11 protein-coding genes are annotated in these 13,648 nt (G+C 69.0%); 10 read left to right on the forward strand and 1 reads right to left on the reverse strand.

Features of this window, described 5'->3' with window-relative positions; genetic code table 11:
• Position 1 precedes the first annotated feature (1 nt).
• From F7Q96_RS12305 to F7Q96_RS12335, 8 genes are all read left to right on the forward strand, one after another.
• Complete coding sequence (locus F7Q96_RS12305; protein ID WP_151022728.1) at positions 2–943, forward strand: hydroxymethylglutaryl-CoA lyase; 942 nt, start codon at positions 2–4, stop codon at positions 941–943.
• Between the two features lie 70 nt (positions 944–1,013).
• Entirely contained in the window at positions 1,014–1,550 is a 537-nt protein-coding gene (locus F7Q96_RS12310) for a YbaK/EbsC family protein (protein ID WP_006577544.1), read from the forward strand.
• Positions 1,547–1,984: a thioesterase family protein gene (locus F7Q96_RS12315; RefSeq protein ID WP_053820890.1), complete on the forward strand. Its 438-nt coding sequence runs from the start codon at positions 1,547–1,549 to the stop codon at positions 1,982–1,984. The genes F7Q96_RS12310 and F7Q96_RS12315 overlap by 4 nt, the downstream gene beginning before the upstream one ends.
• A 151-nt stretch (positions 1,985–2,135) precedes the next feature.
• Positions 2,136–4,865 (forward strand): hypothetical protein, encoded by a 2,730-nt coding sequence (locus F7Q96_RS12320; protein ID WP_053820891.1) that lies wholly within the window; start codon positions 2,136–2,138, stop codon positions 4,863–4,865.
• 32 nt (positions 4,866–4,897) lie between these two features.
• Positions 4,898–7,558 (forward strand): hypothetical protein, encoded by a 2,661-nt coding sequence (locus tag F7Q96_RS12325; protein ID WP_144425717.1) that lies wholly within the window; start codon positions 4,898–4,900, stop codon positions 7,556–7,558.
• 85 nt (positions 7,559–7,643) lie between these two features.
• Positions 7,644–7,958, forward strand: a complete 315-nt coding sequence (locus tag F7Q96_RS27180; protein ID WP_315904123.1) for a DUF1289 domain-containing protein — start codon at positions 7,644–7,646, stop codon at positions 7,956–7,958.
• The gene (locus F7Q96_RS12330) at positions 7,955–8,905 is read left to right on the forward strand and encodes an MBL fold metallo-hydrolase (protein WP_053820893.1); all 951 of its coding nucleotides are present in this window, start codon (positions 7,955–7,957) and stop codon (positions 8,903–8,905) included. Before F7Q96_RS27180 ends, F7Q96_RS12330 begins: the two co-directional genes overlap by 4 nt.
• Positions 8,906–8,910: 5 nt before the next feature.
• Positions 8,911–9,486: a GNAT family N-acetyltransferase gene (locus tag F7Q96_RS12335; protein ID WP_053820894.1), complete on the forward strand. Its 576-nt coding sequence runs from the start codon at positions 8,911–8,913 to the stop codon at positions 9,484–9,486.
• Positions 9,487–9,490: 4 nt separating this feature from the next.
• Here F7Q96_RS12335 and F7Q96_RS12340 read toward each other — a convergent pair whose 3' ends face one another.
• Positions 9,491–11,071: an ABC transporter substrate-binding protein gene (locus F7Q96_RS12340; protein WP_053820895.1), complete on the reverse strand. Its 1,581-nt coding sequence runs from the start codon at positions 11,069–11,071 to the stop codon at positions 9,491–9,493.
• A 263-nt stretch (positions 11,072–11,334) separates the two neighbouring features.
• Here F7Q96_RS12340 and F7Q96_RS12345 point away from each other — a divergent pair, with 263 nt between their 5' ends.
• A complete protein-coding gene (locus F7Q96_RS12345; protein WP_053820896.1) occupies positions 11,335–12,837 on the forward strand; it encodes a hypothetical protein in 1,503 nt (500 codons plus the stop codon).
• A 14-nt stretch (positions 12,838–12,851) separates the two neighbouring features.
• A complete protein-coding gene (locus tag F7Q96_RS12350; RefSeq protein WP_151022730.1) occupies positions 12,852–13,646 on the forward strand; it encodes a hypothetical protein in 795 nt (264 codons plus the stop codon).
• The last annotated feature ends 2 nt before the right edge of the window (positions 13,647–13,648 follow it).

Consider the following 13,648-nt stretch of genomic DNA (forward strand, 5'->3'; position numbering starts at 1 on the left):
GATGAACCAACCCAACTACGTGAAGATCGTCGAGGTCGGGCCGCGCGATGGCCTGCAGAACGAGAAGGCGATGGTGCCGGCCGACACCAAGGTCGCGCTGATCGATCGGCTGACCGAGGCGGGCTTCGTCAATATCGAGGCGGCTTCGTTCGTGTCGCCCAAATGGGTGCCGCAAATGGCGGACGGCGCCGAGGTGATGGCGCGCATCCAGCGCCGGCCCGGCACGCTGTATTCGGTACTGACGCCGAACATGAAGAGCTTCGAGGGCGCGGTCGCGGCGGGCGCCGACGAAGTGGTGATCTTCGGCGCCGCCAGCGAGGCCTTTTCGCAGAAGAACATCAATTGCTCGATCGCCGAATCGATCGCGCGCTTCGAGCCGGTGGCGGCTGCCGCCAAGGAAAAGGGCATCCGGCTGCGCGGCAGCATTTCGTGCTCGCTGGGCTGCCCCTACCAGGGCGAGGTGCCGGTCGCCGCGGTGGTCGACGTGGTCCGCCGCATGCGGGACCTCGGCTGCGACGAGATCGACATCGCCGACACCATCGGCGTCGGCACGCCGGCCCGCGTGCAGGAAGTGATGCGCGCCGCCGCCGCCGAGTTTGCGCTGGACCGCCTGTCCGGCCATTTCCACGACACCTATGGCCAGGCGCTGTCGAACATCCTCGCCAGCCTCGACGTCGGCATCCAGATCTTCCACGCCTCGGTAGCGGGCCTCGGCGGTTGCCCCTATGCGAAGGGCGCGACCGGCAATGTCGCGACCGAGGACGTGCTGTACATGCTGCATGGCATGGGCGTGCGCACCGGCATCGACCTGGAGCAGGTGGTGCGCGCCGGCGATTTCATCTCGCAGGCGATCGGCCGCGCCAACAACTCGCGGGTCGGCCGCGCGCTGCTGACCAAGTGGGCGGCCGACCAGGCCGAAGGCAACGCCGCGGCCTGCGTCTGAAGCCGTCTTGAGCCGTCCGAAGCCAGTCCGATCCAGACAAGAAACCACAACGCGCGGAGACCGAAGCCCGATGCAGAACCTCGCCCGACCCTTGTCGTTGTCCGAAGGCACCGCCGCCGAGGCTGCCTTGCCCGAATCCGCCCAGCGCGTGGCGCGCCTGCTCGCCGAGCTGGGCCATGACAAGCCGATCGTGATGCTGCCGTCGACCGGCAAGACCTCGGCCGAGGCCGCTGCCGGGCTGGGGTGCTCCGTCGCCGAAATCGCCAAGTCGATTGTCTTTCGGCGGCTCGACGACGACGCGCCGGTGGTGGTGATCGCAAGCGGCAGCAATCGTGTCGACGAGGCCAAGGTCGCCGCGCGCGTCGGCGCGCTCGGCAAGGCCGATGCCCGCTTCGTTAGGGAAAAGACCGGCTATGCGATCGGCGGTGTCTGCCCGATCGGCCATGCGGTCGCGCCGGTGATGCTGCTCGATCGCGACCTGTTCCGCCATGACAGCCTGTGGGCCGCCGCCGGCCATCCGCACGCGGTGTTCAACCTGACCCCGCAGCAACTGCAGGCCATCACCGGCGCGGAAGTGGCCGACGTGGCGCAGGAGGGTTCGGCATGAGCCCCGATCTGAAACCCGGCCTGGCGTTCACCTGGCGCTATACGGTGCCGCCCAAGGCCACGGTGCCGAATCTCTACGACGATGTGCCCGGCTGTCCCGAGATGCCCGACGTGCTGGCGACCGGCTATATGGTCGGCATCATGGAGTGCGCGTGCCTGCAGATGCTGCGTGAATACCTGGACTGGCCACGCGAGCAATCGCTCGGCACGCTGGTCAGCTTCACGCATCTGGCGCCGACGCCGGCCGGCATGACGATCACGGTCAAGGGCGTGCTGACGGCGATCGAGGGCCGCAAGCTGCGTTTCGAGTTGTCCGCCTGGGATGGCGAGGACAAGATCTCCGAAGGCGTGCATGAGCGCCATCTGATCGACGCGGCGCGCTTCAACGACAAGGTCGCCGCCAAGCGCGAACGGGCGGCCGCCGCGCCAAGGTAGATCGGCCGCCCCAAACGCTTGGGTTTGCCGCCGTTTTGGCAAGCAGCCATGTTCGGCATGGGAACAATACCGTGCAGGTCCGCAGGGTGCGCCTTCGCCCTGTGGGCACCCCGATACGGGGCGGTCTTGATTCACTCCATGTCCGAACGCCATGCCCGACTCGTACAAATACGTCTACCACGGCTTGCCGCCGCGACAATTCGAAGACATCGAACACCTGCGCCCCGTCTTCGAGCGCGCCTACAGCGTCAGGATCGTATGGCTGCACGACAAGCCCGTGCGCGCCGAACGCGATCCGCCGGCCCGGTTCGGTTCGCCATGGTCCAGACTGATCTACTGGCTGCGCAGCCTGCTGCGTCTGGAAGGCGGCCGCAGTTGGGCCATCGGCCGGCGCGACGCCCGTACCATCATCGAGCAGCGACGCGGGATCGAACAGGCGTGGTGGTCGGCCCACGGGGCCAGCGAGAATAAGCAGGCCAACGGCAATGACAAGGCCGGCACGCCGACGCGCCACATCGCTGCGACACCGGCACCCGCACCGGAAGCTGCGCCTGCACCCGCATGCATCCATCCGCTCTTCTGGCGCCAGGTCTGCCGATTCCTCGAGCCGGACCAGGTACTGGCCGTGGCGGCGGTCAGCAAGGACGCAAGGCGCTCCACCGCCAGCCAGGCGCTGGTCGCGCGCGCTATGCGCGGCGCGGCGCAAGCCACGACGCTGTCGGCGATGCTGGCCGTGCTCGACGAGATGGCCGGCTGGCCGCGGCGCCAGGATCCCGAGTGGCCCGTGCCGATGGCCAGCCATGGCAGTCTGGTGTCGGCGCTCGCGGCACGCGTCCAGGTTCTGCTGCCCGCGCAGCGGCAGCCGGCATGCGAGGTACTGCTCGACACCGCCGAGCGCCTTCATGCGGCCGGCCTGCGCGCCCGTGCGCTCGCCGCGATCGCCCGCTCCCTCGATTCGGTACGCGACTCCGACCGCGACGCGACCGAAAGCCGCCTCGGCCGGTTGATCGACGCACTGCCGGCCGATCATCGATATCCGGCGTTGGCCGCCGTGCTGGCGAGCCACCGCACGCGGGAAGCGCGGCGGGCGTTCACCGCGCTGGATTGCACCGCCGGGAACTGGTTCGCCGTCGTCGGCCGGCTTCCGGCATCCGAATGGGCCAGGGCAACATGGATCGTCTGCGAGGCGCTGCTGCAGGGGCTCCCCGACCCGTGGTCCGCGCAGCCGCCGCGCGCCGAGGCGTGGGACGCAATGCTCGGCGCCATCGATCGGACCGGCACGGCCTGCAACGAGCCGGATCGCGATCGGCTCAAGGCATTCGCACTGGAGGCCATGTGCAAGACCTGGATCGTCGGCGGCAATCCCGAGGAGGACGAGGCACGGTGGCGAGCATTGTTCGAACGGACGAGCGCGCTGCCGCCCGCGCTGATCGCGCCGCCGATGCGCCGGCTGCGCGCCCGTCTGAGCGATCTGCCCGAGGCCGTCGGCCGGCCGTGTGCGTCGGCATTTCGCGGCTGGCTGCAAACGGCCGCGCTGCCGGCCGCGCAGCGGATCGAACTCGGTGCGCCACTGATCTCCTGTCTGCCCGAAGACGAGCGAGGCGCCTACTGGGAGGCAAGGTGGGCCGACTGGTGCAGCGGTGTCGGCGACGATGATGCGCGGCGCATCGGCTTGGCACGCGGATTGATCGGCATGCTCTGGAGCGTGCCGTCGCTGAACTGGCCGGCTCCGCTCGGCGGGCACGGCGGTAGCGCGCCGCTGGCGCCTGGGTTGCACGCCAGGCTGCTGACGATGTTGCCGGCGGAGGCCATGCGCGATGCGCCCGGCAGCATGGCGCAGGTGCTGGCCGAGTCGATGCGTCTGGCGCAGCAGTACGACAGCCCCTTTGCCGCCTTGTGGTGGTACGCGGCAGGTGCGTTGTCGCCAGCGCAGCAGCGCAGCGTGGAATCGATACTGCAACGCATGGACCCGGTCAGCCGGTTCGGTCTGCTGTACGAATTGCTGCAGGACGAGCGCCGCCTGCCTTGCGCGGCGACGCTGGCGATGAACTGGCTGCGGCAGCCGACGACGGGCATCGAGGAAGGCCCGGTGCGGATCCGGATCGCCTCGCTGCTGGCCAGGCTGTGCGAAGAGGAGACGCGCGGGGGTCTCGCGTTGTCCAAGGTGCTGGACCGCATCGAGACGCTGGCCGGCGAGCTCGAAGCGAGTCCGCCGGTACGGGCCCAACTCCAGTTCGCCACCGACATGGTGATGCTTGGCAACACCGCAGCCATGGCGGCGAGCCTGCGCCAGCCACCGCCGCGCGAGGTCGTCGAGGCGATCATGCTGCTGGATCGGATCTGGCGCTGGGTCGCACGTGCGCCAGCGTCGATGCGCGCGGAAGTCGTCCAGGCACTGCTGCTGCGCAATCCGGGTTCGGGACGCAATACCGAGAACGCGAACGTCTACCACTACCTGTCCAGGCCCAGCCTGCATCATGTGCTCGAATTGGTCAGAAGCAGCGTGTCCAGCGTGCCGGCCGGGCGCCGTGGCGACATCCTGCTTGCGCTCGCGGTGGCGCGTATCGACAGCGCCAGAGCGGCCGGATTCGGTGCCATGCACCTCGCGATGTGGGACCTGCTGCGCGATGCGATGCCCGACCGGAACCGCCTACCTATCCTGTTCGCGGTCGGACGCTGGCTGATCGATTCGCCGATGGACGATGTCATGCGTTTGCGCTGGCGACATTGCATGGTCGAATACGCGGCGCTGTGCGACGGCCTGGCCGAAGTCGACCGCAACTGCGTCCTTCCATGGCGGCTTGCCGTGCAACAGGCGCTGTCGTTCGCGGTCGCCGCGTCCGGTCCGGCGCCGATCCATGGACTCGCGGCGAACGCGTGAGCCTGCCGCGCCCTGAAGACGGACGACGGACCATGCCTGATTCTCCGAAGTACCTCTACGATCCGACCCACGCCGACAGCATTGCCGCGCTGTCCCGTCTTGGACGGGCGCCATCGAGCGGCGCGCAAACCATCGGTGTGTTCCGCTTCCGTGGCGAGTCGGTCCGGGTCGAGCGCCTGGACGACAACACCTTCGTCGCGATCCGGCTCGATGCAGCGGGCCGGCCGCGCAGTCTGCTCGACCGGCTGCTCGACCTTGTGCGGTCGCTGTTCCGGCTGGAAGGCGGGCGGCGATGGCAACTGACCGGGCGCGACCGCCGCGAGATGGAATCCTGGATGTTCGCGATGTCCGCGCGCGCGCTGCAACAGCAGATGCGATGCCAGCGCGAGCAGACCGCGGTGCGCGATCGGCGCGACGCCAGCACGCTGTCCCGGTTCGAAGCGTTGCCGCTGCCGTTGCTGCACGCGATCGGCGTAAGGCTCAGTCTGCAGGACTGCCACGCGTTGCGGCAGGTCTGCTCCCGGTTCGCCAAGCCGATGGCGCACTGCGTGCCCTTGCTGCAGGCGGCCTTGTGGACCACGCTGCCGGGGCTGCGCCGCGCGCTCGCGCATACGCTGCCGCAAACGGAGAGCCGGCCGTTCGCCGTCGAGCCGGACCGGCCGACGCGCGCAAAGGCATTGCAGGTGGCGGCCGACCGCGTTTCGGAGCTGCCCGGCAGCCAGCGCTGCGCGGGCCTGCGCAGTGTGCTCGATGCGATCCAGCTGGCGTTTCCCGACGGCGACGGCGCCGCGGTACCGCTGCGCCTGCTCGCCACCGAGCTGGCGCGGCAGCCATGTCTTGCCGTGGAAGAGAGCCGTCAGGTCCAGCGTCTCGCGGTGGAACTTTGCCGCGCGCTCGAGCGCCTGCCACTGGCCGAACGGATCGGCGCGGCATTGGCGCTGCACAGGAATCCGACGCTGTCGATCACCGACCGCGTACGCGCGCTGCTGGTGCCGGAGTCCTGCTGGCTGCTGGCCGTGCGCGTGGTTCCAGCGGTGCAGCGGCGCCGCGTCGTCGACGATCTTGCCAGCCTTGTTGCCGAGCCTTCCCGTTTGCCGCCGTCGAAGGCCGTGCCGTTGGCCCTGCAGGCGCTGGAGCTGGCCGAACTCGATCCGGGCGCCAGCGCGCACGCGCTCGCGGCACTGTTCCGGATCTCGGCGCCGGCCATGCTGGTGCAAGACTGTCCGCCCGATCCGCCCGATCCGCGCGGTGGCGACGCGGCGTTCCGTGCCGGGATGGCGGTATGGGAGCGCCTGTTGGCAACGGCGTCCGCATGGCCGACGCAGGCAGCTGTCATTCTGATGAAGGCGCTGTTGCAGGCGCTGGCCGCGCTGTCGGACCAGCGCGTCAAGAACAAGGCCCGCCTCGCCGCAGGCAGATGGCTGCAGAATGCCGGCGAGCTGCCGGGCAACGATCGCCATATGATCGAGGCGCTGCTGTTCGCGCTATTGGCCGAACCCGCCCGTCTCGCTGCCTGGAACGCGATGTGGGACGCCTTGCCGCCGCCGACGTCGCAGCACGACGACGCCGCCGAGGCGGAACTGCGGCAGATTGCGCGATGCCTGACGTACGTGGCCGATGCCACCCAGTGGGAATCGATGCTGCTGCCGCGGCTGACGCCGTTGCCACCGCAGCAGCAGGCGGCATTGCTGTCAAACCTGCCGGCCTTCCTGTACAGGGGCCCGCATACGATGGAACTGTTCGAGCGGGTGTTGAACCTGGCGGTCCATCATCGACTGCTGAAACCGCTGACGCTCTGGTATCGCGCGCGCACGCTGGCGGACTACGGCCAATATGGCGATGCGCTGGACAGCGCGCTGGTCTGCCTGCCGACGGCCCAGCAGGCCCAGTGGATCGTGGCGCTTTCGCGCAATCGGGTGGTGCCCCAGCTATGGATCGATGTGGGACTGGCCGCGATGGAGCCGCCGTTGCCGAATGCGGCGCTGCAGGCCTCGCTGATCGGTGCAGTCGCGGTGCAGTGTCACAGTCACGGCGTTGCGCTCGACGCCGACTGGAGAACGCGGATCGCCGGGCTGACCGAGGCCCTCGTGCAGCTGGAGGGCACGGCGGCGCGCCTGGATACCGCGGCGCTTTCGGCGCTGATCGGCATGGGGGATGTCATGCTGCAGCTGCACGACGGCGCGGCGAGGTCGGCCAGGCGGGCCTGGGCCGAGGACGCGATCCCCGCCTTCGTCGACGCGGTATGGAGATGGGTCCGCGGTTTGCCGTTTGACAGCATGCTCGGCATGCTCGCCGCCCTGTGCGCGGTGCGCGCGCCCTTCGCTCCGTCGAACGAGCGGCACTTTCATCTGGCCACCGTACGGCATGCGTTGGGGTTATTGCCTGCGTTGTCGCCCGAGCAGCAAAGCGACCTGCTGCCGCTGCTGGTCGACATGGAATCCGGGCCCAAGGGCGCGAGGCCGATCGATTGGCGCGGTTTCGACCGCTGCCGCCAGACGCTGTGGCAGGCCATCGTGGACCTGCCGGCCCGGGAGCGGGCGCGCGCCCGCCTGCTCGACAAGGTGTCGTACTGGTTTGCCCGTGCCCCGGCGGACGCGGCCAGCCGCCAGGCGTGGCGCGACGCCCGCCGCGAGTGCCTCGCCATGGTCGATGGCGTGCGGTCCGACCACCGTCCGGTACTGGCCTGGCGCTGAGGACGCGGCAGCCCCGGCCCGCCGGGCTGTGCCGGCCGCGCAATGGCGCTACACTGCGTCGATCAGCCTCCGGCCCTTCGTCCCCATGCCAGCCGACGCCAAATTGATTGCCGATCTGCGCCGCCGCGCGCTTGCCGCCCAGTATGCGAGGCCGGTCGCCTCGCCTTGCCGGGATGTCTGCCGCATGGGCCAGCACGGCTACTGCGAAGGGTGCTTCCGCACCATCGACGAGATTGCCGGCTGGGCCAATCGCAGCGACGAAGACAAGCGCGCGATCTGGCAGACGCTGCCGCAACGCGCCGCCGCGGCGGGCACCGCCGCTACCGGCGATACCTGCAATACCTCCGATACTTCCGATACCTCCAATACCGGCGACACGGTGCAGTCGGGGCGCCCATGAGCGAATCCACAGCAAACCAGCCGGACGCATTCGCCGACCGGTTGCCCGCCGGCATCCGCGTGTTCGAACGCGGCTGGCTGTCGGCCAACAACGTGCTGCTGATCGACGGCGACGATACCGTGCTGGTCGATACCGGCTATGTCAGCCATGCCCAGCAGACCGTCGCGCTGGTCGAGGCCGCGCTGGACGGCAAGCCGCTGAAGCGGCTGATCAATACCCATCTGCATTCCGATCACTGCGGCGGCAATGCGCTGCTGCAGCGGCGCTGGCAGCCCCGCACATGGATTCCGGCGGCCGAGGCCCGCGCGGTGGCGCAGTGGGATGTCGATGCGCTGAGCTATCGCGCCACCGGCCAGCAGTGCGATCGCTTCGCCTTCGACGCGCTGCTCGAGGACGGCCAGTCGATGCGGATGGGTGGCCTGGACTGGCAGGTCATCGCCGCCCCCGGGCATGACCCTCACGCGGTGATGCTGTTCGCGCCGGCGGAAGGCATCCTGATCTCCGGCGATGCGCTGTGGCAACACGGCTTCGGCGTGATCTTTCCCGAGCTCGACGGCGACAGCGGTTTCGCCGAGCAGGACGCCGTGTTGCGACGGATCGCCGAGCTCGACGTACGGCTGGTGATTCCCGGCCATGGCAGTCCGTTCGCCGATGTCGGCGCGGCGCTGGAGCGGGCCCGCGGCCGGCTCGACTATCTGCGCGCCGATCCCCGCCGCAACGCCGTGCACGCGCTGAAGGTGCTGGTCAAGTTCAAGCTGCTGGAGCAGCGCGAGATGACGCGCGACGCGCTGCTGCAGTGGATGGCGCAGGCACCGCTGCTCGAGCGCGTGCGGCTGCGCCATCTGGACGGTGCGCCGTTGCCGGGCGTGATGGAGCAGGTGCTGTCCGGCCTGATCAAGGCGGGCGCGGCCACCGTCGACGGCGAGATGGTGCGCAATTCGGATTGAGCGCGATGAGTACGGTGCCGATCCTGCGGGGCGAGGGGTTCTCGCTGCGTCCGTTTCGACAGGCCGACGCGGAGCAGTTCGCCGCCGCGGTGCAGGAGTCGATGGCGAGCCTCGCACCGTGGATGCCATGGGCCCATCTGCGCTACAGCGTACGGGACGCGCAGCTGTGGATCGATACCTGCGCCGACAATCTCGCGGCCGGGCTGTCGTACGACATCGGCGTCTACTCGCAGGACGGCCGCGTGCTGTTCGGCGGCGTCGCGCTGAACCAGATCTCGACCGAGAACCGCATCGCCAATCTTGGCTACTGGATTCGCAAGAGCCGGCAGGGCCAGGGCCTTGCGACCCGCGCTGCCTGGATGATGGCCTGCTTCGGCTTTCACCGGCTGCATCTGACCCGCATCGAGATCGTCGCCGCCGAGCGGAATCTGGCGAGCCGCCGCGTCGCCGAGAAGACCGGCGCGCTGCTCGAATGCATCGCGCGCAACCGGCTGGTGCTGCACGGCGTGCCGTGCCGCGCGGCGATCTACTCGCTGGTGCCGGAGTCGGTGATGCCCACCGCTCCGGCCGCGCCGCCATGATGGATCAGCGCGTGATGCTGAACGCGTAGGTGCGTTCGTCCTGGCGCGGAATCACGGTCAGGCCCTTCTTCGCCGCCCACACATTGATCTGGTAGTACAGCGGAATCACGCCGTAGTCCTTGATGCCGATCTCGGTGGCCTCCTGCAGCAGCTTCTCGCGCGCGCGGTCGTCGATCGTCGTCAGCGCGGCGCTGAGCTTGGCGTCCAGCGCCGGATTGCTGTAGCGGCCGCGGTTCGACGCGCCCCAGCCCTTGCCGGGATCGTAGGTCGCCAGCAGCGACTTCAGCGACGAGCCGGCCTCGCCGGTATCGGCGCCCCAGCCCGCCAGCATGAACGAGAAATCGAGCTTGTTGGCGCGCGTGAAGAAGCTCGCCGACGGCATCGCCTCGACACGCGTCTGGATGCCGATGCGCGTCAGCATCGACGCGATCGCCTGCGCGACCTGTTCGTCGTTGACATAGCGGTTGTTCGGCGTATGCAGCGTCAGCTGGAAGCCGTCCGGAAAGCCGGCCTCGGCGAGCAGGCGTTTGGCCGCTGCCGCATCGGCGGTGTCGGGCTTGAGCGCCGGCACGTGGCCGAACAGCGAGCTGTTGACCAGCTGGCCGGTCGGCTCGGCCGCGCCTTCCATCACGCGGTCGACGATCGCCTGGCGCGAGATCGCCTTCGAGATCGCCTGGCGCACGCGCGCGTCCTTCAGCGGATTGCGGGGCAGCGGCTTGCCTGCCTTGTCGGCGACGAAGGGCGAGACCTCGCGGTCGCTGTCCATATGCAGGTACATCATGCGGAAGGTCGGCACCTTGAACACCGACACGCCGGGATCGGCCGACAGCTTGCGGATGTCCGAGGTCGGCACGTTCTCGATCACCTGCACGTCGCCGGCCAGCAGCGCCGCCACGCGCGGCGCGTCGTTGGTCAGGATGCGCAGCGACACCGTGTCCCATTGCGGCTTGTTGCCCCAATAGGCATCGTTGCGGGTCAGCTCGACGCGGTCGCCCTTGCGGAAGCTGACGAACTTGTACGGCCCGGTGCCGACCATCGCCTTGCCGCTGTTGAAGTCGTCGCTCGATGCGGTCTCGGCGACCTTCTTCGACACCATGTAGATCGTCGACAGGTCGTTCGGCACCAGCGGGTAGGGACCGTTGGTGGTGATGCGCACGGTCAGCTTGTCGACCGCCACCACGTCCTTGAAGCCCTTGGTGTAGATCGTGTACGGCGACGGGCTGTTCTTGACGTTGGCCGGCCGCGCCAGCGAGAACACGACGTCCTGCGCGGTGAATTCGCTGCCGTCGTGGAACTTGACGCCGGGCCGCAGCTTGACCTCCCAGGTGGTCTCGTCGACCGCGCGCCAGCTTTGCGCCAGCGCCGGCTTGAAACGCATCTTCTCGTCCTTGGCGATCAGCGTCTCGAACATGTGCTCGGCGACGTTCGCGTTGGGCGTGACGTTGTGATAGTGCGGATCGAGGGAGGTGATATCGCCGGACAGGCCGATGGTCAGGCTGGCCGCGTGCGCGGGCAGGGCAGCGGCGCCGAGGGCCAGGCTTGTGGCCAGCACCGCGGCGCGCAGGGTACGACGAACGAATGGCATCGGGCACTCCCGTCGGTTGTGGTGTGGCGCATTGTCCGGACGTGGCTCTTGCAGTGTCAAGACGGACAGACCCGCGGCACGGCATTGCACCGGGGGCAGGCAGACCGGGGCACCGCTAGCCCGCTGGCGCCCCGCAGGGGTGCCTGCTGCACCGCGATGAAACGTCGCGCCGGTAGTCGACAGACCGAGGCGATCGACCGACGCAAGAATGCCCCTCCGGCGCGAAGGCCCCAGCGCCCTGACCCGACCCTTCGAGGAATCCGATGCCCATCCACGACCTCGGCCGCGCGAGCGCGGCCATGCCCATTGGGCCCGATCCGACCGATTGGGACCCGACCGGTTCCAATCCGACCCGGCCAAACCGCCTGACCGGCGAAGCGCCCGCGCCAACCGGCACGCTGCATCCGCAGGCGCCCGGGCAGCCGTCCAGCGTTGCGCTGGTCGTCGCCGGCTCCGACGCGGCGCCCGGCCCGTGCTGGACGCTGTTGGCCGAACCGATGAAGCGCATCGCCGGCTATCTGTCGTTGCACGATCGCATCGCGCTGTCGCGCGCCAACCATGCCGTGCGCGACGCGTTGGGACAGCTCGCTGCCACGACGCTGGAGCGCGCACGCCAGGTGTCGACCCTGTCCGCCTTGTCCGGCGTTCTGAATCGCATCGACGCGATGGCGGACGTGGGTGATCGCATGTTGGTCTTGCGGGCATTGGCGCGGCGCACGAGCTGCCTGGCGCGTGCCCACCGTGTGCGCGCATGGCGGCTGGTGCTGCGCGCGAGCGATGCGCTGCCTGTGGCGGCACGCGGCGCCGTGCTCGTTGAACTGGCGTCCGTGCCAGGCGTGGCGCGGATGCCGGAGCCGTTGTGGCATGACAGCGTGCGCGAAGTCCATGTTCCCGATTGCCTGGCGATGCTGGATCAGCGCCTGAACGGCCTGCCCGGGCCCGGCCGGGCGGCGTTGACCTTTGCCTTGCTTGAAGTACGCGCACCGCAGCGGGGCGGCGGGATGTACCTGAAGCCGCCGCCGCGGCAGCCATTCGACCTGGCAGGCCATCTTGCGCTGGCCGCCCTGTTGCCGGCGGGCCGGCACCGCGATGCCGCGCGGCTCGCTGTCGAATACCACCTGCGTTCCCCCGGCACGCCAGCGGAACTCTGGCGCGACGGCTTTGGCGCCGCCTGTGCGGCTGGTCGTCGGACGATATCCGCGTGGACGCTAGTGGCGCTGCTGGAAGCCAGGACCGTCGAAGGACCGCCGCTGCTCAGTGCGCTGGAAGCGCCCCAGCTGGCGTGGCAGCAGGCATTCGCACAGGCCGGACGCTGCACCGGGGAGGCTGCCGCGGAGTTGGCGGTCGGTCTGATGCGATGCTTGCGCGCCGGCTGGGCTGCCGACCCGTTCCGCAGGCAGGGCATCGACGCGCTGTGGCAGCTCGGCGTCGATCTGCGCTTCGATGTCGATCAACGCGCCAGGCTGTTTGCGCGATGGGGCGGCTGGCTGTCTGCGCAGCAGTGGGAAGCACTGTGCGACGAGCTGATGGAGCGGTGCGCCACCGAAGGCACAACGCGTTCCCGACGTGACTGGCTGAATCGATTGTTCGACACCGCCCCGCCGGGCGCGCGTTCGATGCCACGGCAACGGGCATTCACGGACACGCAGCGGAAAACATCGGATGCCGCGGCGCCGCTGGAGCGTGCGGCATCGCTCGCACAATGGCTCGAGGCGGCTCCGGGCGAGCCGCCCCCACCGAGATGCAAAGCTTCCTGGACGCCTTGATGGCGGCCATGCCATTGGCCGACGATGGCCGCGCGGTGCTCGCGCAGGCGATGCAGCGGCTATGCGACACGTCCGAGCCGTTTTCCGCGAAGATGGTCGCGCTCGCGGCCGATTTGCCGTCCTGGACCGGCGAGATGGAATTGGCCCCGCAACCGGCACTGGCGTTGGAGTTTGCGCGTCTTGCCATCGTGGTGCAGTGGCAGTCGGAACAAGGCCGCGATCGCATCCACAGTGCCGACGCGATGGTTCTGCGCAACTTCGTCGATCTCCTGACCCGGTCGGTCAGGCGTTTGCCGATCGAGGTTCGGCAGACGGTGCTGCTCGACCTCGGGCAAGGGCCGACCGAGCAGTACGAGGGCCTGTCCAGTATCAACGCGAGTACCGATTGGATCCTGTCCGTCGCGGCGTCCTTGCCGCCGGCGTATCGCGTCGACGTGCTGCGCCAGTGGGCCGAGGCCGATACGCGGCGCAATGCTGTGGCCACGATGTGGCACCAAGCGAGCGGCAGCGAATATGGCTGGGCGCCCAGGCGCGCGGTATGGCGCGCCATCATGCAGATTCCGCCCGAGTATCAGGCGTCGCTGCTGTGCGCGACCACGGACTGGTTCCACAGCGTCGTCTCTTCGACGCCGAGTGCGGCGTCACGGAAGGACGACGATTTCGTGGCAGCCGGCGCGCAATGGCTGGAAGCGCTGCAGCGTTTGCCGCCCGACGATCGTCTCGAGCCGCAATCCCTCGTGATGCCGCAGGTGGCAGTGATGATGGAGGATGCGGTAGCGAGGCTGATCTGCAGGTTCGACCGCGCATGAAG

This window comes from Cupriavidus gilardii (assembly GCF_008801915.1).
Lineage (GTDB): Bacteria > Pseudomonadota > Gammaproteobacteria > Burkholderiales > Burkholderiaceae > Cupriavidus > Cupriavidus gilardii.

Excerpts from the sequence above, each read along its gene's own strand:
- F7Q96_RS12310 (WP_006577544.1), top strand. The coding sequence starts at position 1,014 with ATGCAGAACCTCGCCCGACCCTTGTCGTTGTCCGAAGGCACCGCCGCC.
- F7Q96_RS12315 (WP_053820890.1), top strand. The coding sequence starts at position 1,547 with ATGAGCCCCGATCTGAAACCCGGCCTGGCGTTCACCTGGCGCTATACG.
- F7Q96_RS12340 (WP_053820895.1), bottom strand. The coding sequence starts at position 11,071 with ATGCCATTCGTTCGTCGTACCCTGCGCGCCGCGGTGCTGGCCACAAGC.
- F7Q96_RS12320 (WP_053820891.1), top strand. The coding sequence starts at position 2,136 with ATGCCCGACTCGTACAAATACGTCTACCACGGCTTGCCGCCGCGACAA.
- F7Q96_RS12345 (WP_053820896.1), top strand. The coding sequence starts at position 11,335 with ATGCCCATCCACGACCTCGGCCGCGCGAGCGCGGCCATGCCCATTGGG.
- F7Q96_RS12325 (WP_144425717.1), top strand. The coding sequence starts at position 4,898 with ATGCCTGATTCTCCGAAGTACCTCTACGATCCGACCCACGCCGACAGC.
- F7Q96_RS12330 (WP_053820893.1), top strand. The coding sequence starts at position 7,955 with ATGAGCGAATCCACAGCAAACCAGCCGGACGCATTCGCCGACCGGTTG.
- F7Q96_RS12305 (WP_151022728.1), top strand. The coding sequence starts at position 2 with ATGAACCAACCCAACTACGTGAAGATCGTCGAGGTCGGGCCGCGCGAT.
- F7Q96_RS12335 (WP_053820894.1), top strand. The coding sequence starts at position 8,911 with ATGAGTACGGTGCCGATCCTGCGGGGCGAGGGGTTCTCGCTGCGTCCG.
- F7Q96_RS27180 (WP_315904123.1), top strand. The coding sequence starts at position 7,644 with ATGCCAGCCGACGCCAAATTGATTGCCGATCTGCGCCGCCGCGCGCTT.